This is a genomic window from Pseudomonas onubensis (assembly GCF_965653655.1).
Taxonomy (GTDB): Bacteria; Pseudomonadota; Gammaproteobacteria; order Pseudomonadales; family Pseudomonadaceae; genus Aquipseudomonas.
Genome location: NZ_CBFHAZ010000030.1, coordinates 34,470 through 59,087, shown reverse-complemented (window position 1 = coordinate 59,087; position 24,618 = coordinate 34,470). Strand labels below are relative to the sequence as shown.

Genomic DNA, 24,618 nt, shown 5'->3' with positions numbered 1-24,618 from the left:
CGGTGGGTCAGTGATAGGTGAATTGGCTGACCCACCGCCTTCGCGAGCAAGCCCGCTCCCACATTTTGATTTTCATTCGTGCCTCAAAATAGTGCGCTGAATTTTCCATGCCCATTTTCGGGCATCTCCTACACTAAGAACTCCCTTATCCCACCTTTTAAAACACTCATTCGGAACTATGGTGCAGAAATTGCTACTTGTGATCCGTCTGACACCGCTCAGTAACAGTCCTAATCGCGCCACAAGCGCTTATCTTGGTTTTTAGGGATTACATAATGAAAAAAGCATTGCTGACCCTTTCTGCACTGGCTCTGTGCATGGCTGCTGGTACCGCGCTGGCCAAGGAATACAAGGAATTGCGTTTTGGTGTCGATCCTTCCTACGCGCCATTCGAGTCCAAGGCGGCCGACGGCAGCCTGGTAGGCTTCGATATCGACCTGGGCAATGCGATCTGTGCCGAGCTGAAAGTGAAGTGCAAGTGGGTTGAAAGCGACTTCGACGGCATGATTCCAGGCCTGAACGCCAACAAGTTCGACGGCGTGATTTCCTCGATGACCGTGACCGAAGCCCGTGAAAAGGCGATCGATTTCTCCAGCGAGCTGTTCTCCGGCCCGACTTCCCTGGTATTCAAAAAGGGCGCGAACTTCTCCACGCCTGAGTCCCTCAAGGGCAAAACCGTGGGTTACGAGCAAGGCACCATCCAGGAAGCCTACGCCAAGGCTGTGCTGGACAAAGCCGGTGTGACCACCAAGGCCTACGCCAACCAGGACCAGGTGTATGCCGACCTGACCTCGGGCCGCCTGGACGCTTCCGTGCAGGACATGCTGCAAGCCGAACTGGGCTTTTTGAAGTCGCCAGCCGGCGCTGACTACGAAGTCAGCAAAGCCATCGACGACCCACTGCTGCCATCGAAAACTGCGGTCGGTATCAAAAAAGGTAACAAAGACCTCAAGGCCTTGCTCGATAAAGGTATCAAAGCGTTACACGATGATGGCACCTACGCCACCATCCAGAAGAAACACTTCGGCGACCTGAACCTCTACAGCGGTAAATAACACCCCGGCGCCCACCGGTTTGCGGTGGGCGCTTTTTTATCGCCATTAGGTCCTGAATTCATGTTTGAAGATCTTTTGCAAACCCTGGGGCTGGGTGCCTTCAGCTTGAAGGGGTTCGGCCCGCTGTTGCTGCAAGGTACGTGGATGACCGTGAAACTGTCGGTCGCCTCCCTGGCCGTCAGCGTCCTGCTGGGCCTGCTCGGCGCCAGCGCCAAACTGTCCAGCGTCAGCCTGATTCGCATCCCCGCTCAGCTCTACACCACCTTGATTCGCGGCGTGCCCGACCTGGTGCTGATGCTGCTGATTTTCTACAGCCTGCAAATCTGGCTGACCGGTTTTACCGACTTTATGGAATGGGACTACATCGAGATCGACCCATTCAGCGCCGGGGTCATCACCCTGGGCTTCATCTATGGCGCCTACTTCACCGAGACGTTTCGCGGCGCGATCCTCGCCGTACCGCGTGGCCAGTTGGAAGCGGCGACCGCCTACGGGCTCACGCGCGGGCAGCGGTTTCGCTTCGTGACCTTCCCGCAGATGATGCGCTTTGCCTTGCCGGGCATTAACAACAACTGGTGCGTGATGCTCAAAGCCACGGCGCTGGTGTCGATCATCGGCCTGGCAGACCTGGTGAAGGCCGCCCAGGATGCGGGCAAGAGCACCTATCAACTGTTTTACTTTCTGGTACTCGCCGCGTTGATCTACCTGCTGATCACCAGCGCGTCCAACGTCGTCCTGCGCTGGCTTGAGCGCCGCTACTCCGCTGGGTCCCGGGAGGCCGTGCGATGATCGAACTTATCCAGCAATACTGGCGGCCTTTCCTTTATAGCGACGGCCAGCACATCACCGGGCTGGCGATGACCCTGTGGCTGCTCAGCGCCGCGCTGGTGATCGGCTTTCTGGTGTCGATCCCGTTGTCCATCGCCCGCGTCTCGCGCAAACGCTCCATACGCTGGCCGGTGCAGTTCTACACCTACCTGTTTCGTGGCACGCCGCTGTATATCCAACTGCTGATTTGCTACACCGGCATCTACAGCATCGCCGCCGTGCGCGCGCAACCGGTGCTGGATGCGTTCTTTCGCGATGCGATGAACTGCACCATTCTGGCCTTCGCCCTTAACACCTGCGCGTACACCACGGAGATTTTCGCCGGGGCGATCCGCAGCATGGCCCACGGCGAAGTCGAAGCGGCCAAGGCTTACGGCCTGAGCGGTTGGAAGCTGTATGCCTACGTGATCATGCCCTCGGCCCTACGCCGCTCGCTGCCCTACTACAGCAACGAAGTGATCCTGATGCTGCATTCGACCACCGTGGCGTTTACCGCGACAGTGCCGGACATTCTCAAGGTAGCGCGGGACGCCAACTCGGCCACCTATATGACCTTTCAATCATTCGGCATCGCCGCGCTGATCTACCTGACCGTGACCTTTGCGCTGGTCGGGCTGTTTCGTCTGGCGGAACGCCGCTGGCTGGCCTTTCTCGGGCCGAGCCACTAAGGAGTCGTGATGCGTCATCAGGTACATGATCTGATCGCGCCGGTGCCCGGCACGGCGCGGCAGGTTCACAGTTTCCACTTCGGCCCGGAACAGGCTGAGGGCAAGATCTACATTCAGTCGTCACTGCATGCCGATGAGCTGCCGGGCATGCTGGTGGCCTGGCACCTGAAGCTGCGCCTGGCGGAGCTGGCAGCGGCCGGGCGCCTGCGCAGCGAGATCGTGCTGGTACCCATCGCCAATCCGGTGGGGCTTGAGCAGGTGTTGATGGACATACCATTGGGCCGCTACGAGCTGGAAAGCGGGCAGAACTTCAATCGCCTGTTTGTCGATCTCAGTGAGGAAGTCGGCAATCAGGTCGAGGAGTTGCTGGGGGATGATCCCACGCACAACGTCGAGCTTATTCGCGACGCCCTGAGCCTGGCCCTCGCGGCGCAAACGCCTGCTACCCAGCTGCAATCCCAGCGCCTGATGCTGCAACGCCTGGCCTGCGATGCCGACATGGTGCTGGACCTGCATTGCGACTTCGAAGCCGTGGCGCACCTGTACACCACGCCCGAGGCCTGGCCGCAGGTGGAGCCGCTGGCGCGCTATATCGGCTCGGAGGCCAACTTGCTGGCGACCGACTCCGGCGGGCATTCGTTCGACGAATGTTTCACCCTGGTGTGGTGGCAGTTGCAGCAGCGTTTCGGTGAGCGCTTCCCGATCCCGATGGGCAGTTTTTCGGTGACCGTCGAACTGCGCGGCCAGGGCGACGTCAACCACGGCCTGGCGGCGCTGGATTGCCAGGCAATCATCGATTACCTGACTCATTTCGGTGCCATTACCGGTGACGCGCCGCCCCTGCCCGAGCTGCCCTACCCGGCCACGCCGCTGGCGGGCGTGGAACCGGTGGCCACGCCGGTCGGCGGCTTGCTGGTGTTCAGCGCCTTGCCCGGTGAATACCTGGAAGCCGGGCAACTGATCGCCGAAATCATCGACCCCATTACCGACCGCGTAACGCCTGTGCACTGCAAACATGCCGGCCTGCTTTACGCCCGTTCGCTGCGGCGCATGGCCACTGCCGGCATGGTGATCAGCCACGTCGCAGGCACGCAAGCCTACCGCAGCGGCTACCTACTTTCGCCTTGAGGATGCACGCCCCATGTACAAATTGACCGTTGAAGGCCTGCATAAAAGCTATGGCGACAATGAAGTGCTCAAAGGTGTTTCGCTCAAGGCCAAGACCGGTGACGTGATCAGCTTGATCGGCGCCAGTGGCTCGGGCAAAAGTACCTTTTTGCGCTGCATCAACTTTCTGGAAACCCCCAATGACGGCGCCATGACCCTCGATGGTCAGCAGATCCGCATGGTCAGCGACCGCCACGGCATGCGCGTGGCCGACGATGCCGAACTGCAACGCCTGCGCACGCGGCTGGCGATGGTGTTCCAGCACTTCAACCTGTGGAGCCATATGAGCGTGCTGGAAAACATCACCATGGCGCCGCGCCGGGTGCTGGGCTGCAGCAAGAAGGACGCCGAGGACCGTGCCCGTCGCTACCTGGATAAGGTCGGGTTGCCGGCGCGTGTGGCCGATCAATACCCGGCGTTCCTTTCCGGTGGCCAACAGCAACGGGTGGCCATCGCCCGCGCCCTGGCCATGGAGCCGGAGGTGATGCTGTTTGACGAACCCACCTCGGCCCTCGACCCGGAGCTGGTCGGCGAAGTGTTGAAAGTGATCCAGGGCCTGGCCGAGGAAGGCCGCACCATGATCATGGTCACCCACGAGATGAGTTTTGCGCGCAAGGTGTCGAACCAGGTGCTGTTCCTGCACAAGGGCCTGGTGGAAGAGCAAGGCACCCCCGAGGATGTGTTGGGCAACCCGAAGAGCGAGCGCCTGCAGCAATTTCTGAGCGGTAACTTGAAGTAAACCTTTGCGACGCCTGGAGGGTCTCTGACATAGAGCCTCCAGAGCGTCAGCCGCCGAATGGCAAAACCCCTCGACTTCGCCAAAAAATGGTTTGCCGCCAAAGGCTGGAAACCGTTCGCCTTTCAAAAAGCCGTATGGACGGCGGTTAAGGACGGCCAATCAGGCCTGCTGCACGCCAGCACCGGCGCGGGTAAAACCTATGCGCTGTGGTTTGCCGCCCTCAACCGCTTCGCCGTCGCTCGCCCGCCTGCCACCGGTAAACGCAAAGCGCCCGCTGAGCCACTGACGGTGTTGTGGATCACACCAATGCGAGCCTTGGCCGCCGACACAGCGCGCGCCCTGCAAGCACCGCTTGAGGCGCTGCAGATTCCCTGGAGCGTCGGCCTGCGTACCGGCGACACCAGCAGCAGCGAACGCGCGCGCCAGACCCGGCGTCAGCCCACCGCGCTGGTGACCACCCCGGAAAGCCTGACGCTGATGCTCGCGCGTGCCGACAGTGAGACCAGCCTGGCGCACCTGCGCATGGTGATCGTGGACGAATGGCATGAACTGATCGGCAACAAACGTGGCGTGCAACTGCAACTGGCGTTGGCGCGCTTGCGGCGTTGGCATCCTGACTTGATGGTGTGGGGGATTTCCGCGACCTTGGGCAATCAGTCCCACGCCCTTGAGGTTCTGGTCCCACAAGGCGGAGGGATCAATGTGCAGGGGCAAACGGCAAAAGAACTGAAGGTCGACACCTTGTTGCCGCCGACCACCGAGCGATTTCCCTGGGCCGGGCATATCGGTTTGAAGATGTTGCCGCAGGTGGTGGCCGAAGTGGACGCCAGCAGCAGTTGCCTGGTGTTTACCAATACACGCGCACAGTCGGAGATTTGGTACCAGGCGTTGCTGGAAGCGCGCCCGGACTGGGCCGGCGTGATTGCCCTGCACCATGGCTCGCTGTCGCGTGAAACCCGCGACTGGGTGGAGCGGGCCTTGAAAGACGGCCAGCTCAAGGCCGTCGTGTGTACTTCGAGCCTGGACCTGGGTGTGGACTTCCTGCCGGTGGAGCGCGTGCTGCAAATCGGCTCGGCCAAAGGCGTGGCGCGCCTGATGCAACGCGCCGGGCGCTCTGGCCATGCGCCAGGCAGGCCATCACGGGTGACGTTGGTGCCGACCCATAGCCTGGAATTGGTGGAAGCCGCCGCCGCCCAGGACGCGATAGCGCAGCGGCGCATCGAAGCTCGCGAATCGCCCTACAAGCCTTTGGATGTGCTCGTACAACATCTAGTGAGCATGGCCCTGGGCGGTGGTTTTACCCCGGATGCGCTGTTGGCGGAGGTGCGGGGTGCCTGGGCTTATCGTGACCTTACTGACGCCGATTGGGCCTGGGCGCTGGGGTTTGTGCGCCATGGCGGCCTGTCGTTGACGGCCTATCCGGATTACCGCCGAGTGGAACCCGACGAGCATGGCGTGTGGCGCGTGCCGGATGCGCGCCTGGCACGGCGCCATCGCATGAGCGTGGGCACTATCGTCAGCGATGCGAGTATCCAGTTGAAATTCTGGAGCAAGGGCGGCGGCGGCAAGAATCTGGGCAGTGTCGAGGAAGGCTTTATCGCCCGGCTCAAACCCGGTGACGGCTTTCTGTTCGCCGGGCGGCTATTGGAGTTGGTGCGAGTGGAAAACATGACGGCGTATGTACGCCGCAGCAGCGCGAAAAAGGCCGCTGTACCGCGTTGGAATGGCGGGCGTATGCCGCTTTCCAATGAGTTGGCCCAGGCGGTGGTCGAGCGCTTTGATGCAGCTTCGCACGGGCACTTCGACGGCCCCGAGATGCGCGCGGTGCAACCGCTGCTGCAGACTCAGTTGCGCTGGTCTGGCCTGCCGACACGCGCGCATTTGCTGGCTGAAACCCTGAAGTCGCGGGAAGGCTGGCACCTGTTTCTCTATCCGTTTGCCGGGCGCCAGGTGCATCTGGGGCTGGCGAGCTTGCTGGCGTGGCGGGTCAGCCAAGGCCAGCCGGTGACCTTTTCGGTTGCGGTAAATGATTACGGGCTGGAATTGCTGAGCGCTACGCCGGTGGACTGGCCGGTTGCGTTGAATCAAGCGCTGCTGAGCCCGACCAACTTACTGCTGGACGTGGCGGCCAGCCTGAATGCCGGTGAGCTGGCGCTGCGGCGCTTTCGCGAAATCGCACGCATCGCCGGGCTGGTATTTGCCGGTTACCCCGGCGCGCCGAAAAGCACGCGGCAAGTGCAGGCTTCCAGCGGTTTATTCTTCGAGGTGTTCAAGCAGTACGATCCGCAAAACCTTTTGCTGACCCAGGCCGGAGAAGAAGTCCTGCGTGATGAGTTGGATATTCGTCGGTTGGAGGAGACATTGCGTCATCTGTCGGCGTTGAAACTGGACCTGCACGTGATCGAACGGCCGACGCCGCTGGCTTTTCCACTGCTGGTTGAGCGAATGCGCGAGAGCATGAGCTCGGAGAAGCTGTCCGAGCGCATTGCACGCATGGTCAAGGACCTGGAAAAAGTCGCGGATAACGGGAAACGCTGATGCATTATTCGCTGACTCTTGAAGGTGAGACGTTATGGCTGCTGGCGGAAAAGGCGATTTACTGGCCCGCCCGTCAGTGCCTGTTGATCGCTGACGCGCATTTTGGCAAGGCCTCGGCGTATCGCAGCCTCGGGCAGCCGGTGCCGCAGGGCACCACCAGCGAAAACCTGCAGCGCCTGGACCGCCTGTTATCGGCCCTGCCGTGCGCGCAGGTGATCTTTCTGGGCGACTTCCTGCACGGCCCAGGCTCGCACGCCAGCGGCACCCTGAGCGCCTTGAGGGCCTGGCGCGAGCGCAATCACGAACTGAACCTGACCTTGATTCGCGGCAATCACGATAAACGCGCTGGCGACCCGCCTGCCGACTTGAGGATTGAAGTGGTGGCCGAACCGCTATTGATGGGGCCGTTCGCATTGCAGCATGAGCCGGATGCCCACCCCAGCCATCATGTGCTGGCCGGGCATGTGCACCCGGTGTACCGGTTGCGCGGCAAAGGTCGCCAGAGTTTACGGCTGCCGTGCTTTCAGATCGGTTCGAAGATCAGTTTATTGCCGGCGTTTGGGGCTTTTACCGGGGGTTACTCCGTAGGTAAAAGCGACGACCGGCGAGTATTTGTGATCGGCGATCAAGACGTATGGCCGGTGCGCTGAAGCGCCAGCCATGTCTTTTGATAAGTCAGGCGACAGGCGCGGGAGGCGGCTCATCGGGACGAACTGGCTCACCGGGCTCGGCGGGCTGCTGCGGCCAATCTTCGTCTGGTTGACCAGGGATACCGCCCGCATACGCTGGGTCGGCCATCAGGGACCAGGCCAGAACACCAATCTGGTTGGGTTCAAGCCGGGCGAGTTCAGCGCTGATTCGCGGGTCGATCTTCATAAAGTACTCCTCAAGCGTGGCTCGGCACGTTTTGCACGCGCCGAGGCAGTACACCCAATAGAGTCACTTCACGCAGACTAATTCCCTTTGCGTGTAAGACCTTTCGATCAAGCGCGTGGGAGAGTGACGCCGCGCTGGCCCTGGTACTTGCCGGCGCGGTCTTTATAGGACACTTCACAAGCTTCGTCGGACTGCAGGAACAGCATCTGCGCCACGCCTTCGTTGGCGTAGATCTTGGCCGGCAAGGTGGTGGTGTTGGAGAACTCCAGAGTCACGTGGCCTTCCCACTCCGGCTCAAGCGGCGTCACGTTAACGATGATGCCGCAGCGCGCGTAGGTGCTTTTACCCAGGCAGATGGTCAGCACGTCACGGGGAATACGGAAGAATTCCACAGTGCGCGCCAGCGCAAAGGAGTTTGGCGGAATGATGCACACGTCGCTCTTGACGTCGACGAAGCTCTTTTCGTCGAAGTTTTTCGGATCGACGATCGCCGAGTTGATGTTGGTGAACACCTTGAATTCATCGGCGCAGCGCACGTCGTAGCCGTAGCTGGAAACACCGTAGGAAATCACGGGAGCCGCGCCTTCGCCACGGATCTGGCGCTCAACGAAGGGTTCGATCATGCCGTGTTCTTGCGCCATGCGGCGAATCCACTTGTCCGATTTGATGCTCATGGCGGTGTCCTGAATAGCGAGGTGGAAAAATTCTGTTGGGCATCTTACCGGGGCCGGCTCTGGGGTTCAAAGGGCGCGGGGGATTTGTTGATGAATGTGCTGCCTGCCATAAGCGGCAGCCAGCGGGGCCGGGACCGACGTTGCAGTGCCCGGTGACTGTAAATACCACCGCCAGTCACGAAAATAGAGAAACCTTCGGAAATACCATTGGCACGTCCCGGAAAAAGGGTTAAGGTGGCGCCACTGTGCTGCTTGTGTCACTGAGAATCTCTACACGATATGTTGAATTTCGATCCAACCATCTCCAAGAATTTTTCCTGCTCTTTGCACTCAGTCTCGGCCAGGGCTTTTCCTGAGTCGCAGTTAACTTTGTCCAAGGAGATACACCATGTCTAATCGCCAAACTGGTACCGTTAAGTGGTTCAACGATGAAAAAGGCTTCGGCTTCATCACTCCACAATCCGGTGACGACCTGTTCGTTCACTTCAAAGCTATCCAATCCGACGGCTTCAAAAGCCTGAAAGAAGGCCAACAGGTTTCTTTCATCGCTACCCGCGGTCAGAAAGGCATGCAAGCTGAAGAAGTTCAAGTTATCTAACTTGTACTGACTTAGTCGAAAAAACCCCGCCCTTAAAAGCGGGGTTTTTTTATGCCTGATCTGATCGTTCCCACGCTCTGCGTGGGAATGCAGCCCGGGACGCTCCGCGCCCCCCAGCGTGACGCAGAGCGTCACCAAGAGGCATTCCCACGCAGAGCGTGGGAACGATCAAGCGTGGGAACGATCAGGCGGGGCACAAAAAAATGTGGGAGCAAGCTTTATGCAGGAACTGGCTTGCCAGCCTCCACATAAAGTCTGCTCCCACATTTTGTTCAGCGTCGCTTATTGGAACAACGACTCACTCGACAAGCCATTCTTCTCGAGGATCTCACGCAAGCGCTTGAGGCCCTCTACCTGGATTTGCCGCACCCGCTCACGGGTCAGGCCGATCTCCAGGCCTACATCCTCCAGGGTGCTGCTCTCATGGCCGCGCAGGCCGAAGCGGCGAATCACCACCTCACGCTGCTTGTCCGTGAGCTCCGACAACCACTGGTCAATGCTTTGGGAAAGATCATCATCCTGCAACAGCTCACAAGGATCTGTCGGGCGATCATCCGTCAGGGTGTCCAGCAGGGTTTTATCCGAGTCCGGACCCAGCGAGACGTCGACCGAAGATACGCGCTCATTCAAGCCGAGCATGCGCTTAACCTCTCCCACTGGCTTTTCCAGCAGGTTGGCGATTTCTTCAGGCGAGGGTTCATGATCGAGTTTTTGTGTCAGCTCACGCGCTGCCCGCAGGTAGACGTTGAGCTCCTTGACCACATGGATCGGCAACCGGATCGTGCGGGTCTGATTCATGATCGCCCGTTCGATGGTCTGGCGAATCCACCAGGTAGCATAGGTAGAGAAGCGGAAGCCCCGCTCAGGGTCGAACTTCTCCACTGCCCGGATCAAGCCCAGGTTGCCCTCCTCGATCAAGTCCAACAGCGACAGGCCACGATTGACGTAGCGTCGGGCGATTTTCACCACCAGCCGCAGGTTGCTTTCAATCATGCGCTTGCGCCCAGCCGGATCGCCCTTTTGCGACAAGCGCGCAAAATGGACTTCTTCTTCGGGAGTCAGCAAAGGGGAAAAGCCGATTTCATTGAGATACAGCTGCGTGGCGTCGAGCGCCCGCGTGTAGTCAATGTACTTGTGTTGCTTCAACGCGGTGGAGTTCTTGGATTTGGTGCGAACTGAAGGAGCTGGAGACCCTTCATCATTCGACATCGATTCCTTTTCGGTGAGTATCTCCATTTCAAGGAGAACCTCATCGTCGATGTCAAACTCCGGCGCTTCTTTACTGAGAGCCATTGTTATAGTCCTTTGGTGAGTTCGACCTCAAGCTCAAGCGACGCCTTTATCCTTGGCAACGCTGGAGCCTGTTCCTTCTACGTGAGGGAACAGGCTGTGCAACACATCAACGACGGGGTAGGAATTGCAGCGGATCTACAGGTTTCCCTTGGCGGCGAATCTCAAAGTGCAGTTTCACCCGGTCTGTACCAGTTGACCCCATTTCGGCAATTGTCTGTCCGACTTTGACCTGCTGCCCCTCCCGAACCAACAGCCTGCGGTTATGACCGTAGGCACTGACGTAGGTATCGCTGTGTTTGATGATGACCAGCTCGCCGTAGCCCCGTAAACCACTCCCGGCGTAAACCACTGTCCCATCAGACGCAGCTAAAACAGGCTGTCCCAAATCTCCGGCGATATCAATGCCTTTATTCAAACTACCGTTTGAAGAGAATTTTCCAATCAACACCCCGTTTGAAGGCCATCCCCAACCGGTCGGCGCCGGCCCGGCAGGTGGCAACGGCGTGGCTGCCGGTTTGCTCGCAACCGTAGGCGCGGCGGTGCCTGCAGGCCGGGTGATGATCGTGGTTTTGCTTGAAGACGAGGCCGAAGAACCGGATTTTGTCACAACTGCCGTAGGCGCCGAACCGGTTCGCCCATCGAAACGAATGGTTTGCCCCGGATGTATCGTATAGGGCACAGGAATATTGTTACGAGCTGCGAGCGCCTTGTAATCCCAGCCGTAACGGAAGGCGATCGAGAACATCGTGTCCCCCTTTCGCACGACATATTGCCCGGTGGTGACCGTCGGTTTTTGCGGCACGGTGCTGGCACCGTTTCGGTCGACAACCCGAGCACCACTGGACGGAGAGCTTGAGCAACCCACCAATAAGGAACTCAAGACAAGGCCAAGCACCAGTCGCTGAAAACTTGTTTTACTCATACGCTGCGCAAGACCTGTGAGACTCACCCGCCGCTCCCTTTGTGCTGGCCGAACATGAATGCCTGTATCAGGCTTGAAATATGTCGCAAGTATAACTGGGCATTGGCTTTTTACCGGCACACGACTGAAACGAAAAATTCATCGTATTTAAACCCGGCTTCCAATCATGTTGACTCAACAAGCCCCGCCGTAAGACCCATCCCCCTCAACAGAATTCACTGTTTGCGAAGAAATGATCAGGCCAGCGGGCCATTGAGCAGCGGAACGAAGCGCACGGCACCCAGTACATGCCGGGAAAAACCTTCGTCCTCACGGATAATGAGCATCAATTGTTGCACTTCGCCAGAGCCCACCGGGATGACCAGGCGCCCGCCAGGGGCGAGCTGATCGAGTAACGCCTGGGGCACATCGGTGGCGACCGCCGTGACGATGATGCCGTTATACGGCGCAAGCGCCGGCCAGCCTTCCCAACCATCGCCCCAGCGGAACACTACGTTGCGCAGGTTGAGCTCCACCAGGCGCTCCTTGGCGCGGTCTTGCAGAACCTTGATGCGCTCCACCGAGAACACCCGCTCCACCAGTTGCGAGAGTACGGCAGTCTGGTAACCCGAACCGGTGCCGATCTCCAGCACCTTGTCCAACGGCCCCGCCGCCAGCAGCAGCTCACTCATGCGCGCAACCATATAAGGCTGCGAGATGGTCTGGTTATGGCCGATTGGCAACGCCGTGTCTTCGTAAGCGCGATGCGCCAGCGCCTCGTCCACGAACAGATGCCGAGGCGTGCGCCGGATGACTTCCAGCACTTGGGCGTTGGACAGGCCTTCTTCATACAGACGCTGGATCAAACGCTCGCGGGTACGCTGGGAGGTCATCCCGATACCACGACGCAACAGGTCGTCTTGTTCACGCGCCATTAACGCAGCCCCTCAAGCCAGCCATCCAGACTACTGAAGGCATCACTGAAGGTGCGATCGAGCTGCAACGGGGTAATCGAAACATAACCTTGCATCACCGCATGAAAGTCGGTGCCGGGGCCGCCGTCTTCGGCATCACCGGCGGCAGCAATCCAGTAACCTTCCTTGCCACGCGGGTCGACCACCTTCAACGGCGCTGCCGCACGGGCGCGATGGCCCAGGCGGGTCAGCTGGATGCCGCGGATATGGTCGAGGGGCAAATTGGGAATATTGACGTTGAGCACCGTACGCGCAGGCAAGTCCAGCGAGCCATGGGCCTCCACCAGCTTGCGGGCGAAATACGCCGCCGTCGCCAGGTTATCCAGTTGCCGTGAGGCAAACGAAAAAGCGAACGAGGTGCGCCCCAGGAAGCGCCCTTCAAGGGCCGCCGCCACCGTGCCGGAATACAGCACGTCATCGCCCAGGTTGGCGCCCAGGTTGATGCCCGACACCACCAGATCCGGCTCCTGGTCCAACAAGCTGTTGATTGCCAGGTGCACGCAGTCGGTGGGGGTGCCGTTCACGCTGATAAAGCCATTGGCCAGAACCTGCGGGTGCAGCGGACGGTCGAGCGTCAGCGAACTGCTGGCGCCGCTCTTGTCCTGGTCCGGGGCAACCACCACGCACTCGGCGTAATCCTGCAGCGCAGCATAAAGCGCGGCAAGACCGGGTGCGGTGGCACCGTCATCGTTTGATATCAGAATACGCATGGGTTGTCCGTCGGCCCCACCGGCACCAGATCAACAAGCTCGCGCACCAAGACAGTGGCGAAGCATCCGGCCGGCAGGACGAATTCCAATTGCAGAATGTCAGGACCGGGATAATGCCACGTCAACCCGCCAATGGGCAGTCGCAGAATGCGACGTTCCTGGCTCATGCCGGCTCTCACCAGCCAATCACGCAGCTCCGGCTCGCTGGCGGCAATGCTTTGCTCAAGCGTGTGGGTCGCGCCGCCGGCCGGTGAATCGCCCTCGCCCCACTGCGGGCCGGTGGGGTGCAGGTCCAGAATCGCCAGGCGCGGGTCGCTGCATTCAGCCTCACCTGCGGGGAAAAAACTGCGACTGTCGGTAAACGCCAGCAGGTCACCGACCTGGGCACGTTGCCAGGATCCATCCGCGACCCGCGCCGCCAACACTTTGTTAAACAGAAAGCTGCGCGCGGTCGACAGCAGCCGCGAACGCACATTGCGCTGCTCCGGCAACGCCTTGCGCGCCGCCCAATCGCGGGCATCCACGACGTTGCCGCCGTTATGCCCGAAACGCTGGGCACCGAAGTAGTTCGGGATGCCGTGCTGGGCGATCAATTGCAAGCGCGCGTCGATGGCGGCGGTATCACCCGCCAATTGGGTCAGGCGTAGGGTAAAGCCATTGGCCGAATGCGCGCCGCGTTGCAGCTTGCGCTTGTGGCGGCCCATTTTGAGGATCTTGAGGGTGTCGTTTTCGGCACCGCTCATATCCGGGTCGGCCTTGCCTGGCAGTTGCACGCTGAACCACTGACGGGTCAGCGCCTGGCGGTCCTTGAGCCCGGCGTAGCTGACGGTGCGCAACGGCACGCCGGCCGCCCTGGCGATACGGCGTGCGGCCTCTTCGGTATTCAGGCCACGCTTTTCGACCCACAGCCACAGGTGCTCACCGTCGCCGCTGAGCGGGATATCCAGCACTTCGTCGACCTGAAAATCTTCAGCCGTCGCTTTCAAAACCGCGCTGCCCAAGGCCTCGCCATAGGCACGCGGGCCCAGCAATTGCAGGTCATTCATGCGCGCAGCAACAAGGCAACGGAGTGCACCGCGATGCCCTCTTCCCGGCCGGTAAACCCGAGCTTTTCGGTGGTGGTGGCTTTCACGTTGACTTGATCCAATTCAATTTGCAGGTCGGCGGCAATCAGCGCGCGCATCGACTCGATGTGGGGCGCCATTTTCGGCGCCTGGGCCACGATGGTGTTGTCGACGTTGCCGACCTTCCAGCCCTTGGCGTGGATCAGGCCGACCACATGGCGCAGCAAGACACGGCTGTCCGCGCCCTTGAAGGTCGGGTCGGTGTCTGGAAAGTGCTTGCCGATATCGCCCAACGCGGCCGCGCCGAGCAAGGCATCGCTCAAGGCATGCAGCACTACGTCGCCGTCGGAATGAGCCAGCAACCCATGGTGGTGTGCGATGCGCACGCCGCCCAGAGTGATGAAATCGCCTTCAGCGAAACGGTGCACATCATAGCCGTGGCCAATACGCATAAAAAAACGCCCCGATTTAATTCAGGGCGTGATTCTACCTACTTTTGCCTAACATTAACCGAGCAAAGCACGACCATGATGTCGCAAATGGTCTTCGATGAAGCTGGCGATAAAGAAGTAGCTGTGGTCATAACCCGGCTGCAGGCGCAGTTCCAGCGGATGGTTGGCGGCCTTGGCCGCTTGCTGCAACGCCTCAGGCTTAAGCTGCACGGCAAGGAAATCGTCGCGATCGCCCTGGTCCACCAGCAACGGCAGTTTTTCCGAGGCTTCGCTGATGAGCACGCAGGCATCCCACTCGCGCCATTTGGAGCGTTCTTCGCCCAGGTAACGGGAGAAGGCTTTCTGGCCCCACGGGCAATCCATCGGGTTGTTGATCGGCGAAAACGCCGACACCGATTGATAACGTCCCGGGTTGCGCAAGGCACACACCAGCGCACCGTGACCGCCCATGGAGTGGCCACTGATGCCGCGCTTTTCCGAAGCCGGGAAATGCGCTTCAACCAACGCAGGCAATTCCTGCACTACATAGTCATGCATCCGATAGTGCTTGGCCCAGGGTTCCTGTGTGGCATTCAGGTAGAAGCCAGCGCCCAGGCCAAAATCCCAGGCGTTGTCCGGGTCGCCCGGCACACCCGGCCCACGCGGGCTGGTGTCTGGCGCAACGATGATCAACCCAAGCTCGGCGGCCATGCGCTGGGCGCCGGCTTTTTGCATGAAGTTCTCATCGGTGCAGGTAAGCCCCGACAGCCAGTACAGCACTGGCAACTTGCCGCCCTGCTCCGCCTGCGGCGGCAGGTAGACGGCGAACGTCATGTCGCAACCGAGCACGTGGGAGCTGTGCTTGTAGCGTTTATGCCAGCCACCAAAACTCTTTTGGCAGGAGATATTTTCCAGGGTCATGGGCGTGCTCCTAGCTGCAAGCCGCAAGCCTCAAGCGGCAAGAAGGCGTACACCCACTTGCGGCTTGTAGCTTGTAGCTTGCCGCTGTTTCAAAAGTGGATGACGGTACGAATGCTCTTGCCTTCATGCATCAAGTCAAACGCTTTGTTGATGTCTTCCAGGCCCATGGTGTGGGTGATGAAGGTGTCCAGCGGGATTTCGCCGGTCTGGGCCATTTCCACGTAGCTTGGCAATTCGGTGCGGCCGCGCACGCCGCCGAACGCCGACCCGCGCCAGACGCGACCGGTGACCAGCTGGAATGGACGCGTAGCGATTTCCTGGCCCGCACCGGCCACACCGATGATCACCGACTCGCCCCAGCCTTTGTGGCAGCACTCAAGCGCGGCGCGCATCAGCTGTACGTTGCCGATGCACTCGAAGGAGAAGTCCACACCGCCGTCGGTGAGGTCGACGATCACGTCCTGGATTGGGCGGTCGTAGTCTTTCGGATTGATGCAGTCGGTGGCGCCCAGTTGCTTGGCGATTTCAAACTTGGCCGGGTTGATGTCGATGGCAATGATGCGACCAGCCTTGGCCTTGACCGCGCCAATGACGGCCGACAGGCCGATACCGCCGAGGCCGAAGATGGCCACGGTGTCGCCCGGCTTGACCTTGGCGGTGTTGATCACCGCACCGATGCCGGTGGTGACGCCGCAACCCAACAGGCAGACTTTCTCCAGGGGCGCTTCTTTAGGAATCTTGGCCACGGAGATTTCCGGCAACACGGTGTACTCGGAGAAGGTCGAGGTGCCCATGTAGTGGAAAATCGGCTGACCCTTGTAGGAGAAACGCGTGGTGCCATCGGGCATCAGGCCTTTGCCCTGGGTGGATCGGATGGCCTGGCACAGGTTGGTCTTGCCCGACAGGCAGAATTTGCACTTGCCGCATTCCGGGGTGTACAGCGGGATGACATGGTCGCCGACGGCCACCGAGGTCACGCCCTCGCCGATCGCCTCAACCACTGCACCACCTTCATGGCCCAGGATCGACGGGAAGATGCCTTCCGGGTCGGCGCCCGACAAGGTGTAGGCGTCGGTATGGCACACGCCGGACGCAACCACACGCAACAGCACCTCGCCAGCCTTGGGCATGGCGACATCCACTTCAACGATCTCAAGGGGCTTTTTCGCTTCGAAGGCTACGGCGGCGCGGGACTTGATCATCCGGGTTTCTCCAGGGAGTTAAAAACTGAGGCGGTGAGTGTAAAACATGGCCGAGTGATGAATAATCCAGGCAAAAGCAAAACATTATTGCTGTACAGGGACAATCAACATGCTGGAAAACCGCTGGGAAGGCATTGATGAGTTCGTCGCGGTGGCCGAATGCAGCCAATTCACCGCAGCGGCCGAGCGGCTGGGGGTGTCTTCATCGCATATCAGCCGGCAGGTGGCACGCCTGGAAGAACGCCTGCAAACGCGCTTGCTGTATCGCAGCACGCGCAAGGTGACCCTCACCGAAGCCGGTCAGACCTTCCTGCAACATTGCCAGCGTTTACAAGATGGTCGTGAAGAAGCGTTGCGCGCGGTGGGCGATCTCACCAGCGAGCCCAAGGGCATGTTGCGCATGACCTGCGCGGTGGCGTATGGCGAACGCTTTATCGTGCCGCTGGTCACGCGGTTCATGGGGCTGTACCCACAGTTGCGCGTGGATATCGAATTGAGTAACCGCCAGTTGGACCTGGTGCATGAGGGGCTGGACCTGGCGATTCGCCTGGGGCGCTTGCAAGACTCACGCATGGTCGCCAGCCGCCTGGCCCCTCGGCGTATGTACCTGTGCGCGTCTGCGTCCTACTTGGCACGCTATGGTCGGCCACATAGTTTGTCGGAATTGAGTCGGCATAACTGCCTGATCGGCAGCTCGGATATCTGGCAACTGGCTCAGGACGGGCGGGAATTTTCCCAGCGGGTGCAGGGAAACTGGCGCTGCAACAGTGGGCAGGCGGTATTGGACGCAGCGCTGCAAGGGGTCGGGTTGTGCCAACTGCCGGATTATTACGTGCTGGAGCATTTGCACAGTGGCGCGCTGGTGTCGTTGCTGGAGGCGCATCAGCCGCCGAATACGGCGGTGTGGGCGTTGTATCCGCAGCAGCGGCATTTATCGCCGAAGGTTCGCAAGCTGGTGGATTATTTGAAGACTGGTCTGGCTGAGCGGCCGGAGTATGGCGGGTAGTTATTCAGTGCCTGTACTGGCCCCTTCGCGAGCAAGCCCGCTCCCACATTTTGAAATGCATTCCAAATGTGGGAGCGGGCTTGCTCGCGAAGGGGTCGACACGGTTTAACTGACTACCTGCGGTTAGCCCACCGTAACCTGAGCCATTCAAGATCCTCTGGCCGGGTCACCTTGATGTTGTCCGCACGCCCTTCGATCAGACGTGGCGCCTGGCCCGACCATTCCATGGCCGAAGCTTCGTCGGTGATCACCGCATCAGCTACCAGGCTGTCAGCCAAGGCGCGGTGCAAGGCACCCAGACGAAACATCTGCGGCGTATACGCCTGCCAGATCAGGCTGCGATCAACGGTTTCCACCACCCGGCCATGCTTGTCGGCACGCTTGAGGGTGTCGCGCGCCGGCACGGCCAGCAGGCCGCCAACGGGATCATCCGCCAGGTCCGCCAAGAGTTTGTCGAGGTCATCCTGGCTCAAATTTGGTCGCGCCGCATCGTGCACCAGCACCCAGTCGTCATCACTGGCGCCCAGGGCATTGAGTTGCAGCAACGCATTGAGCACCGAACCCGAGCGCTCGTCGCCACCATCCGCACGCACGATGCGTGGGTCGTTGGCACACGGCAGGTTTGGCCAGTAGGGATCATCGACAGCGAGACTGACCACCAGCCCCTTGAGGCCTGGATGGTCAAGAAAACAGCCAAGGCTGTGTTCCAGAATAGTGCGCCCTCCCAGTTGCAGGTACTGCTTGGGACGGTCCGCGGCCATACGGGCACCCACGCCCGCAGCGGGAATCACGGCCCAGAAGGCCGGTACGGACTGACTCATTGGGCCAACTGATAGAGGGTTTCGCCCTCCTTCACCATGCCCAACTCATGGCGAGCCCGTTCTTCAACGGTCTCGGTGCCTTTTTTCAGCTCGAGCACTTCAGCATCGAGGACGCGGTTGCGCTCCAGCAGGATTTCGTTTTCGGCATGCTGGTCGGCAATTTGCTGGGTCAGCTCTTTCACCTGCGCAAAGCTGCCATTACCGACCCATAGACGGTATTGCAGGCCAGCCAGCAATAAAAGCAAGACGAGGAACAACCAATTGGGACTGCGCATCGAAATCCGGGTATCCAGTAAAAAAAGACAGCCATGCAAAACTTTTTACAGCAACTGATAGCACGAAGCCTGGATTAACCAGGCTTGTGCTTGATAGCCATCAGATTAGCGCCGAAATACACACTGTCGTGATTTTTCCGACGCTACCTGTCGACTTTTTACCATGCCTTACATCAAGTAGCGATCAACCGCGAAACTCGCTGCGACCGTTGTACTTGGCTTTACCCGCCAGTTGCTCTTCGATACGCAGCAATTGGTTGTACTTGGAAACGCGGTCGGAACGGCACAGCGAACCGGTCTTGATCTGGCCCGCCGAGGTGCCCACAGCCAGGTCGGCAATGGTTGAATCTTCGGTTTCGCCGGAGCGGTGCGAGATCACGGCAGTGTAGCCCGCAGCCTTGGCCATCTGGATGGCTTCCAGGGTTTCGGTCAGGGTGCCGATCTGGTTGAACTTGATCAGGATCGAGTTGGCGATCTTTTTGTCGATGCCTTCTTTCAGGATCTTGGTGTTGGTGACGAACAAGTCGTCGCCCACCAGTTGGATTTTTTCGCCGATCTTGTCGGTGAGGACTTTCCAGCCGTCCCAGTCGGACTCGTCCAGGCCGTCTTCGATCGAGATGATCGGGTAGCGCTCGGTCAAACCTTTGAGGTAGTCGGCAAAACCTTCCGACGTGAACACGTGGCCTTCGCCGGCCAGGTTGTATTTACCGTCCTCGTAGAATTCGCTGGCAGCGCAGTCCAGGGCCAGGGTCACGTCGGTGCCCAGCTTGTAGCCAGCGTTGGCCACAGCTTCAGAGATGACTTTGAGTGCGTCTTCGTTGGACGCCAGGTTCGGTGCAAAACCACCTTCGTCACCCACCGCAGTGCTCAGGCCACGGGCCTTCAGCACAGCCTTGAGGTGATGGAAAATCTCGGTACCCATGCGCAGGCCTTCCGAGAAGGTCTTGGCGCCAACCGGCTGCACCATGAATTCCTGGATGTCGACGTTGTTATCGGCGTGCTCGCCACCATTGATGATGTTCATCATCGGGACCGGCATCGAGTAAACACCCGGGGTGCCGTTCAGGTTGGCGATGTGCGCGTACAACGGCAGGTCCTGGTCCTGCGCCGCCGCCTTGGCAGCGGCCAGGGACACAGCGAGGATGGCGTTGGCGCCCAGGCTGCCTTTGTTCTCGGTGCCGTCGAGCTTGATCATCGCGTGGTCCAGGGCTTTCTGGTCCAGCGGGTCTTTGCCCAGCAACAGGTCACGGATCGGGCCGTTGATGTTGGCTACAGCTTTGAGTACACCTTTGCCCAGGTAACGGCTCTTGTCGCCATCACGCAGTTCCAGCGCTTCGCGCGAACCGGTAGACGCACCGGACGGCGCGCAGGCGCTGCCGATGATGCCGTTATCGAGAAGCACGTCGGCTTCGACGGTGGGGTTGCCACGGGAGTCGAGAACTTCACGACCTTTGATGTCGACGATTTTTGCCATTGTTGTAAACACTCCAAAGTTGACGAAAACGACGCAGCTGTAGGAAATCTTTTGACCGACCGCAAGGGTGGAACAACAGGGCAGGCTTGCAGGCGACAAGGCTCAGGCCCGCAGGCCTGAGCGTAAAACGAGGGAAAGTCTACCGGAGAAACGACGCTTACGCGGTCTCTACCGTCGGAAAACTCTTGACCAGTTCGTCCAACTGCTTCAACTGGGCCAGGAACGGCTCCAGCTTGTCCAGGCGCAGGGCGCAAGGGCCGTCGCACTTGGCGTTGTCCGGGTCCGGGTGGGCTTCCAGGAACAGGCCTGCCAGGGACTGGCTGATGCCCGCCTTGGCCAGGTCCAGCACCTGGGCACGTCGCCCGCCAGCGGAATCGGCGCGACCACCGGGCATTTGCAGCGCGTGGGTCACATCGAAGAACACCGGGTATTCGAACTGTTTCATGATGCCGAAACCGAGCATGTCCACCACGAGGTTGTTGTAGCCGAAGCTCGAACCGCGCTCGCAGAGAATCAACTGGTCGTTACCCGCTTCCACGCACTTGCTCAGGATGTGTTTCATTTCCTGGGGCGCGAGGAACTGGGCTTTCTTGATATTGATCACAGCGCCGGTCTTGGCCATCGCCACGACCAGATCGGTCTGGCGCGACAGAAAGGCCGGCAACTGGATGATGTCGCACACCTCGGCGACCACGGCAGCCTGTTCAGGCTCGTGGACGTCGGTGATGATCGGCACGCCGAAGGCTTGCTTGATGTCCTGGAAGATCCGCATGCCTTCTTCAAGGCCTGGGCCACGATAGGAGGTCACGGACGAGCGGTTGGCCTTGTCGAAGCTGGCCTTGAACACGTAAGGGATACCGAGTTTCTCGGTCACTTTTACGTACTCTTCACAGACCTGCATCGCCATGTCGCGGCTTTCCAGCACGTTCATGCCGCCGAACAGCACCATGGGCTTGTCGTTGGCAATCTCGATGTCGCCTACGCGAATGATCTTCTGGGCCATCAGGTTTACGCCTTCTTCTGATGTTGCGTCAGTGCTGCTTTAACGAAACCGCTGAACAACGGGTGACCGTCACGCGGCGTCGAGGTGAACTCAGGGTGGAACTGGCAGGCCACGAACCACGGATGATCCGGCGCCTCGACCACTTCAACCAGCTTGCCATCACCGGAGCGACCGGAAATTTTCAGGCCGGCTTCTTTGATCTGCGGCAGCAGGTTGTTGTTCACTTCGTAGCGGTGACGGTGACGCTCAACGATCACGTCCTTGCCGTAGCAGTCGTGAACCAGCGAACCCGGCTCCAGCAGGCAGTCCTGTGCGCCAAGGCGCATGGTGCCGCCCAGGTCGGAGGTTTCGGTACGGGTTTCAACGGCGCCGGTGGCGTCTTCCCACTCGGTGATCAGGCCTACGACCGGGTGGCCGCTGGTGTGATCGAACTCGGTGGAGTTGGCGTCTTTCCAGCCCAGCACGTTACGGGCGAACTCGATAACGGCCACTTGCATGCCCAGGCAAATACCCAGGTACGGCACTTTGTTTTCACGGGCGTATTGAACGGCAGTGATCTTGCCTTCCACGCCACGCAGACCGAAACCGCCGGGGACGAGGATCGCGTCAACACCTTCGAGCAGCGCGGTGCCCTGGTTCTCGATGTCTTCGGAGTCGATGTAGCGCAGGTTGACCTTGGTACGGTTGCTGATACCGGCGTGGCTCATCGCTTCGATCAGCGACTTGTACGCGTCCAGCAGTTCCATGTACTTGCCGACCATGGCGATGGTGACTTCGTGCTCAGGGTTGAGCTTGGCGTCGACTACCGCTTCCCATTCGGAGAGGTCGGCACTGCCGCACTGCAGGCCGAAGCGCTCGACCACAAAATCATCCAGGCCTTGCGCATGCAGGATGCCCGGGATCTTGTAGATGGTGTCGGCGTCTTCCAGGCCAATCACCGCACGTTCTTCAACGTTGGTGAATTGCGCAATCTTGCGACGCGAGGAAATGTCGATCGGGTGATCGGAGCGGCAGATCAGTACGTCCGGCTGCAGGCCGATGGAACGCAGTTCCTTGACGGAATGCTGGGTCGGCTTGGTTTTGGTCTCGCCGGCGGTGGCGATGTACGGCACCAGAGTAAGGTGCATCAGCATCGCGCGCTTGGCGCCGATTTCGAAACGCAGTTGGCGGATGGCTTCGAGGAACGGTTGGGATTCGATGTCACCCACGGTGCCACCAATCTCGACCATTGCCACGTCGGCATCGCCTGCACCCTTGATGATGCGGCGCTTGATTTCGTCGGTGATGTGCGGGATCACCTGGATGGTTGCACCCAGGTAGTCACCACGGCGCTCTTTGCGCAGCACGTGCTCGTAGACACGGCCGGTGGTGAAGTTGTTGTTCTGGGTCATGGTCGTGCGGATGAACCGCTCGTAGTGGCCCAGGTCCAGGTCGGTTTCGGCGCCGTCGTGGGTGACGAACACTTCACCGTGCTGGAACGGGCTCATGGTGCCCGGGTCAACGTTGATGTACGGGTCCAGCTTGAGCATGGTGACCTTAAGTCCCCGCGCCTCCAGGATGGCCGCCAATGAAGCGGAGGCAATGCCTTTCCCCAATGAAGAAACAACACCGCCCGTGACGAATATGTAGCGCGTCATGAAAAACCCTAGAAGTCTGCGTTAAAGCGGTCCGAGCCGCCGGGGAAAGCGAAGGAAGGCCGAAGCCCCCGATCACCTGCATTAATCACAGTGCACCTTTCAAAAAAACCGCCGCGTGGTGACAGACCAGCAATGAAACACCGGTACGTTGATCGCTACACATTTTTTGGAATCGCCCAGCAAAGACTGCTTGGTAATCGGCAACTGCTGCGATTCAGCTGAATCCACAGAAGTTGTATCAAGAAGGGAGCGTAGTCTACCGGAAAGCCTCTATCAGCTCAAACCTTGATCGCACGTCTGTGGCATCCAATGTAATTGCGACTTGCCAGTCGAACAGGTCCACAGCCCCGCAAGGGTTGGGACAGCCAGCAATTGCTCGCCCTGATACAGCAGCGGCAATCTGCCACGCATGAAGCCTGGCAGGCCACTTTCATTCAGCAGGCGCTTCAGGTCACGCCGGCCTCGACCTGGCACATCGATGATTTCGCCGCCCTGCCGATAACGAATCACCAACGGGCCTGCGGGCGCCTCTCCGATAAACTCAAGCTGACCATTACCGGGTAACTGTAGTGGGTTTTGCGGGTGGGACCAGCTCACCGGCGTGTCGGAAAACTCTGAATAGGTGGAAGGCAGCCACCACACGCGCTCGCCGCTGCGGTGCAACTGACCATCGGCCAGGCGCCACAGCGGTTGTGCATCCGCCTTGGCATCCCGCAAGGCATACCAACCGGCCCAGTGGTCGCTGTCGGGTAACCGCGTCAGCAGCGTCAGCCAATGGCGAAGGGCATTGCGCTGGCGGGCGTCGGAAAGCCCGCGCAAGGGCGCCAGAGCCAATGACGGCAAGGCCAGCCAGGGAAACGGCGAAGGCTGGTCGGCGGCGCGCAGGTCAATGGCGGCCAATTCGTCGAGCAAGCCCTGGGCTTCGCTCAAATGCTCGGCAGTGCGGGCCAGGCTGGCGACAGCTTGGGGCCAACGCTCGGTCAGCAGCGGGAACACACGATTGCGCAGGTAATTGCGCGAAAATCGGCAATCGACGTTGGAAGGGTCTTCGATCCACCGCAAGCGATGCTGTTGCGCATAGGTCTGCAGCTCAGCCCGTGAGACATCCAGCAACGGTCGCACCAAGTGTCCCTCGGCCAATGGGCGATGCAAAGGCATGCCCGCCAAGCCTCGCACCCCCGCGCCACGTAACAGGCGAAACAGCAGAGTTTCGGCTTGGTCGTCACGATGCTGGCCGGTGAGCATTACCTGCCCTGCCCCGGTCACCTCGGTAAACGCCCGGTAGCGCGCATCGCGGGCTGCACGCTCAAGGCTGGCACCCGACTGAACGTGCACATGCACCACCTGCAAGGGCACGTTCAGCTCGTCACAGACGGCTTGGCAATGACTGGGCCAGGCATCGGCGGCGGTTTGAAGGCCATGATGGACATGGATTGCGTGCAGCGGTGGGAGTTTGTCAGTTTTAGCCAGAGTGACCAGGAGGTGCAGCAGGACAGTGGAATCAAGCCCGCCAGAGAAGGCGATATGCCAGGCCGAGGCGTTGCGCCAGGGGGCGAGGTTTTGCAGAAGTTTGGCGGGTAAAGTAGGGCTCATCAAAAATACCGGCGCAGAACTGGAATACGTAAGCCAAGCATACACAAAGCAAATGTGGGAGCGGGCTTGTTCGCGAATGCGGTGTGTCAGTCACTGAATAGGTCGACTGATATACCGCATTCGCGAGCAAGCCCGCTCCCACACTAGTACGGCTTTGCCTGTCAGATCAG

At 59.9% G+C, this 24,618-nt stretch carries 25 protein-coding genes; 9 read left to right on the top strand and 16 right to left on the bottom strand.

What is annotated here, in order from left to right; genetic code table 11:
• Positions 1 to 275: 275 nt before the first annotated feature.
• The 7 genes from ACTD9P_RS12850 to pdeM are packed head-to-tail and all read left to right on the top strand — an operon-like array spanning position 276 to position 7,645.
• Complete coding sequence (locus ACTD9P_RS12850; RefSeq protein WP_200434780.1) at positions 276 to 1,055, top strand: transporter substrate-binding domain-containing protein; 780 nt, start codon at positions 276 to 278, stop codon at positions 1,053 to 1,055.
• A gap of 60 nt (positions 1,056 to 1,115) precedes the next feature.
• Positions 1,116 to 1,844 (top strand): ABC transporter permease, encoded by a 729-nt coding sequence (locus tag ACTD9P_RS12845; RefSeq protein WP_138816435.1) that lies wholly within the window; start codon positions 1,116 to 1,118, stop codon positions 1,842 to 1,844.
• The gene (locus ACTD9P_RS12840) at positions 1,841 to 2,551 is read left to right on the top strand and encodes an ABC transporter permease (RefSeq protein WP_438867980.1); all 711 of its coding nucleotides are present in this window, start codon (positions 1,841 to 1,843) and stop codon (positions 2,549 to 2,551) included. Before ACTD9P_RS12845 ends, ACTD9P_RS12840 begins: the two co-directional genes overlap by 4 nt.
• Before the next feature lie 9 nt (positions 2,552 to 2,560).
• Positions 2,561 to 3,679, top strand: coding sequence for a succinylglutamate desuccinylase/aspartoacylase family protein (locus ACTD9P_RS12835; protein ID WP_438867979.1), 1,119 nt, complete (start codon positions 2,561 to 2,563; stop codon positions 3,677 to 3,679).
• A 13-nt stretch (positions 3,680 to 3,692) separates the two neighbouring features.
• A complete protein-coding gene (locus tag ACTD9P_RS12830; RefSeq protein ID WP_056857517.1) occupies positions 3,693 to 4,457 on the top strand; it encodes an ABC transporter ATP-binding protein in 765 nt (254 codons plus the stop codon).
• A gap of 57 nt (positions 4,458 to 4,514) precedes the next feature.
• Entirely contained in the window at positions 4,515 to 6,995 is a 2,481-nt protein-coding gene (locus ACTD9P_RS12825) for a ligase-associated DNA damage response DEXH box helicase (RefSeq protein ID WP_438867978.1), read from the top strand.
• Complete coding sequence (pdeM, locus tag ACTD9P_RS12820) at positions 6,995 to 7,645, top strand: ligase-associated DNA damage response endonuclease PdeM (RefSeq protein ID WP_438867977.1); 651 nt, start codon at positions 6,995 to 6,997, stop codon at positions 7,643 to 7,645. The genes ACTD9P_RS12825 and pdeM overlap by 1 nt, the downstream gene beginning before the upstream one ends.
• Before the next feature lie 25 nt (positions 7,646 to 7,670).
• Here the strand turns inward: pdeM and ACTD9P_RS12815 are convergent, their stop codons facing one another.
• Positions 7,671 to 7,871 (bottom strand): hypothetical protein, encoded by a 201-nt coding sequence (locus tag ACTD9P_RS12815; protein ID WP_438867976.1) that lies wholly within the window; start codon positions 7,869 to 7,871, stop codon positions 7,671 to 7,673.
• Positions 7,872 to 7,978: 107 nt separating this feature from the next.
• Complete coding sequence (dcd, locus tag ACTD9P_RS12810; protein WP_017137166.1) at positions 7,979 to 8,545, bottom strand: dCTP deaminase; 567 nt, start codon at positions 8,543 to 8,545, stop codon at positions 7,979 to 7,981.
• A gap of 388 nt (positions 8,546 to 8,933) precedes the next feature.
• Between dcd and ACTD9P_RS12805 the strand changes: the two genes are divergently transcribed.
• Positions 8,934 to 9,143 (top strand): cold-shock protein, encoded by a 210-nt coding sequence (locus tag ACTD9P_RS12805; protein WP_002554837.1) that lies wholly within the window; start codon positions 8,934 to 8,936, stop codon positions 9,141 to 9,143.
• A gap of 282 nt (positions 9,144 to 9,425) precedes the next feature.
• Here the strand turns inward: ACTD9P_RS12805 and rpoS are convergent, their stop codons facing one another.
• From rpoS to ACTD9P_RS12765, 8 genes are all read right to left on the bottom strand, one after another.
• Positions 9,426 to 10,436, bottom strand: a complete 1,011-nt coding sequence (rpoS, locus tag ACTD9P_RS12800; RefSeq protein WP_438867975.1) for an RNA polymerase sigma factor RpoS — start codon at positions 10,434 to 10,436, stop codon at positions 9,426 to 9,428.
• 106 nt (positions 10,437 to 10,542) lie between these two features.
• Positions 10,543 to 11,385 carry a peptidoglycan DD-metalloendopeptidase family protein gene (locus tag ACTD9P_RS12795; protein ID WP_200433305.1) on the bottom strand — a complete coding sequence of 281 codons (843 nt, stop codon included), beginning with the start codon at positions 11,383 to 11,385 and terminating at the stop codon, positions 10,543 to 10,545.
• A gap of 209 nt (positions 11,386 to 11,594) precedes the next feature.
• Positions 11,595 to 12,230 carry a protein-L-isoaspartate(D-aspartate) O-methyltransferase gene (locus tag ACTD9P_RS12790; protein WP_169850588.1) on the bottom strand — a complete coding sequence of 212 codons (636 nt, stop codon included), beginning with the start codon at positions 12,228 to 12,230 and terminating at the stop codon, positions 11,595 to 11,597.
• 41 nt (positions 12,231 to 12,271) lie between these two features.
• The gene (gene surE, locus ACTD9P_RS12785) at positions 12,272 to 13,021 is read right to left on the bottom strand and encodes a 5'/3'-nucleotidase SurE (RefSeq protein WP_438867974.1); all 750 of its coding nucleotides are present in this window, start codon (positions 13,019 to 13,021) and stop codon (positions 12,272 to 12,274) included.
• Entirely contained in the window at positions 13,009 to 14,067 is a 1,059-nt protein-coding gene (truD, locus tag ACTD9P_RS12780; RefSeq protein WP_438867973.1) for a tRNA pseudouridine(13) synthase TruD, read from the bottom strand. Before truD ends, surE begins: the two co-directional genes overlap by 13 nt.
• Positions 14,064 to 14,537, bottom strand: a complete 474-nt coding sequence (gene ispF, locus ACTD9P_RS12775) for a 2-C-methyl-D-erythritol 2,4-cyclodiphosphate synthase (protein ID WP_012722614.1) — start codon at positions 14,535 to 14,537, stop codon at positions 14,064 to 14,066. The genes truD and ispF overlap by 4 nt, the downstream gene beginning before the upstream one ends.
• Before the next feature lie 54 nt (positions 14,538 to 14,591).
• A complete protein-coding gene (gene fghA / locus ACTD9P_RS12770) occupies positions 14,592 to 15,437 on the bottom strand; it encodes an S-formylglutathione hydrolase (protein WP_438867972.1) in 846 nt (281 codons plus the stop codon).
• Between the two features lie 89 nt (positions 15,438 to 15,526).
• On the bottom strand, positions 15,527 to 16,639 hold the full coding sequence (locus ACTD9P_RS12765) for an S-(hydroxymethyl)glutathione dehydrogenase/class III alcohol dehydrogenase (RefSeq protein ID WP_025855143.1): 1,113 nt from the start codon (positions 16,637 to 16,639) through the stop codon (positions 15,527 to 15,529).
• A 109-nt stretch (positions 16,640 to 16,748) separates the two neighbouring features.
• Between ACTD9P_RS12765 and ACTD9P_RS12760 the strand changes: the two genes are divergently transcribed.
• Positions 16,749 to 17,645: a LysR substrate-binding domain-containing protein gene (locus ACTD9P_RS12760; RefSeq protein ID WP_438867971.1), complete on the top strand. Its 897-nt coding sequence runs from the start codon at positions 16,749 to 16,751 to the stop codon at positions 17,643 to 17,645.
• Between the two features lie 113 nt (positions 17,646 to 17,758).
• Here the strand turns inward: ACTD9P_RS12760 and ispD are convergent, their stop codons facing one another.
• The 6 genes from ispD to tilS all read right to left on the bottom strand — a co-directional run bounded on the left by ispD (position 17,759) and on the right by tilS (position 24,448).
• Positions 17,759 to 18,466 carry a 2-C-methyl-D-erythritol 4-phosphate cytidylyltransferase gene (gene ispD, locus ACTD9P_RS12755; protein ID WP_438867970.1) on the bottom strand — a complete coding sequence of 236 codons (708 nt, stop codon included), beginning with the start codon at positions 18,464 to 18,466 and terminating at the stop codon, positions 17,759 to 17,761.
• Positions 18,463 to 18,741: a cell division protein FtsB gene (gene ftsB, locus ACTD9P_RS12750; RefSeq protein ID WP_058412406.1), complete on the bottom strand. Its 279-nt coding sequence runs from the start codon at positions 18,739 to 18,741 to the stop codon at positions 18,463 to 18,465. The genes ispD and ftsB overlap by 4 nt, the downstream gene beginning before the upstream one ends.
• A gap of 184 nt (positions 18,742 to 18,925) precedes the next feature.
• On the bottom strand, positions 18,926 to 20,215 hold the full coding sequence (eno, locus tag ACTD9P_RS12745; protein ID WP_438867969.1) for a phosphopyruvate hydratase: 1,290 nt from the start codon (positions 20,213 to 20,215) through the stop codon (positions 18,926 to 18,928).
• 157 nt (positions 20,216 to 20,372) lie between these two features.
• Positions 20,373 to 21,218 carry a 3-deoxy-8-phosphooctulonate synthase gene (kdsA, locus tag ACTD9P_RS12740; protein ID WP_064451165.1) on the bottom strand — a complete coding sequence of 282 codons (846 nt, stop codon included), beginning with the start codon at positions 21,216 to 21,218 and terminating at the stop codon, positions 20,373 to 20,375.
• A gap of 5 nt (positions 21,219 to 21,223) precedes the next feature.
• Positions 21,224 to 22,855: a CTP synthase gene (gene pyrG / locus ACTD9P_RS12735; protein ID WP_056857526.1), complete on the bottom strand. Its 1,632-nt coding sequence runs from the start codon at positions 22,853 to 22,855 to the stop codon at positions 21,224 to 21,226.
• Positions 22,856 to 23,128: 273 nt separating this feature from the next.
• On the bottom strand, positions 23,129 to 24,448 hold the full coding sequence (gene tilS / locus ACTD9P_RS12730; RefSeq protein ID WP_438867968.1) for a tRNA lysidine(34) synthetase TilS: 1,320 nt from the start codon (positions 24,446 to 24,448) through the stop codon (positions 23,129 to 23,131).
• Positions 24,449 to 24,618 lie beyond the last annotated feature (170 nt).

What these genes read in the sequence shown, in the direction of transcription:
- kdsA (WP_064451165.1), bottom strand. Translation starts at nt 21,218, where the DNA reads ATGGCCCAGAAGATCATTCGCGTAGGCGACATCGAGATTGCCAACGAC.
- surE (WP_438867974.1), bottom strand. Translation starts at nt 13,021, where the DNA reads ATGCGTATTCTGATATCAAACGATGACGGTGCCACCGCACCCGGTCTT.
- ACTD9P_RS12840 (WP_438867980.1), top strand. Translation starts at nt 1,841, where the DNA reads ATGATCGAACTTATCCAGCAATACTGGCGGCCTTTCCTTTATAGCGAC.
- ACTD9P_RS12815 (WP_438867976.1), bottom strand. Translation starts at nt 7,871, where the DNA reads ATGAAGATCGACCCGCGAATCAGCGCTGAACTCGCCCGGCTTGAACCC.
- pdeM (WP_438867977.1), top strand. Translation starts at nt 6,995, where the DNA reads ATGCATTATTCGCTGACTCTTGAAGGTGAGACGTTATGGCTGCTGGCG.
- ACTD9P_RS12830 (WP_056857517.1), top strand. Translation starts at nt 3,693, where the DNA reads ATGTACAAATTGACCGTTGAAGGCCTGCATAAAAGCTATGGCGACAAT.
- dcd (WP_017137166.1), bottom strand. Translation starts at nt 8,545, where the DNA reads ATGAGCATCAAATCGGACAAGTGGATTCGCCGCATGGCGCAAGAACAC.
- fghA (WP_438867972.1), bottom strand. Translation starts at nt 15,437, where the DNA reads ATGACCCTGGAAAATATCTCCTGCCAAAAGAGTTTTGGTGGCTGGCAT.
- ACTD9P_RS12790 (WP_169850588.1), bottom strand. Translation starts at nt 12,230, where the DNA reads ATGACCTCCCAGCGTACCCGCGAGCGTTTGATCCAGCGTCTGTATGAA.
- tilS (WP_438867968.1), bottom strand. Translation starts at nt 24,448, where the DNA reads ATGAGCCCTACTTTACCCGCCAAACTTCTGCAAAACCTCGCCCCCTGG.
- ACTD9P_RS12805 (WP_002554837.1), top strand. Translation starts at nt 8,934, where the DNA reads ATGTCTAATCGCCAAACTGGTACCGTTAAGTGGTTCAACGATGAAAAA.
- ACTD9P_RS12825 (WP_438867978.1), top strand. Translation starts at nt 4,515, where the DNA reads ATGGCAAAACCCCTCGACTTCGCCAAAAAATGGTTTGCCGCCAAAGGC.
- rpoS (WP_438867975.1), bottom strand. Translation starts at nt 10,436, where the DNA reads ATGGCTCTCAGTAAAGAAGCGCCGGAGTTTGACATCGACGATGAGGTT.
- ACTD9P_RS12760 (WP_438867971.1), top strand. Translation starts at nt 16,749, where the DNA reads ATGCTGGAAAACCGCTGGGAAGGCATTGATGAGTTCGTCGCGGTGGCC.
- eno (WP_438867969.1), bottom strand. Translation starts at nt 20,215, where the DNA reads ATGGCAAAAATCGTCGACATCAAAGGTCGTGAAGTTCTCGACTCCCGT.
- ACTD9P_RS12850 (WP_200434780.1), top strand. Translation starts at nt 276, where the DNA reads ATGAAAAAAGCATTGCTGACCCTTTCTGCACTGGCTCTGTGCATGGCT.
- ftsB (WP_058412406.1), bottom strand. Translation starts at nt 18,741, where the DNA reads ATGCGCAGTCCCAATTGGTTGTTCCTCGTCTTGCTTTTATTGCTGGCT.
- ACTD9P_RS12765 (WP_025855143.1), bottom strand. Translation starts at nt 16,639, where the DNA reads ATGATCAAGTCCCGCGCCGCCGTAGCCTTCGAAGCGAAAAAGCCCCTT.
- ACTD9P_RS12845 (WP_138816435.1), top strand. Translation starts at nt 1,116, where the DNA reads ATGTTTGAAGATCTTTTGCAAACCCTGGGGCTGGGTGCCTTCAGCTTG.
- truD (WP_438867973.1), bottom strand. Translation starts at nt 14,067, where the DNA reads ATGAATGACCTGCAATTGCTGGGCCCGCGTGCCTATGGCGAGGCCTTG.
- ispF (WP_012722614.1), bottom strand. Translation starts at nt 14,537, where the DNA reads ATGCGTATTGGCCACGGCTATGATGTGCACCGTTTCGCTGAAGGCGAT.
- ACTD9P_RS12835 (WP_438867979.1), top strand. Translation starts at nt 2,561, where the DNA reads ATGCGTCATCAGGTACATGATCTGATCGCGCCGGTGCCCGGCACGGCG.
- ispD (WP_438867970.1), bottom strand. Translation starts at nt 18,466, where the DNA reads ATGAGTCAGTCCGTACCGGCCTTCTGGGCCGTGATTCCCGCTGCGGGC.
- pyrG (WP_056857526.1), bottom strand. Translation starts at nt 22,855, where the DNA reads ATGACGCGCTACATATTCGTCACGGGCGGTGTTGTTTCTTCATTGGGG.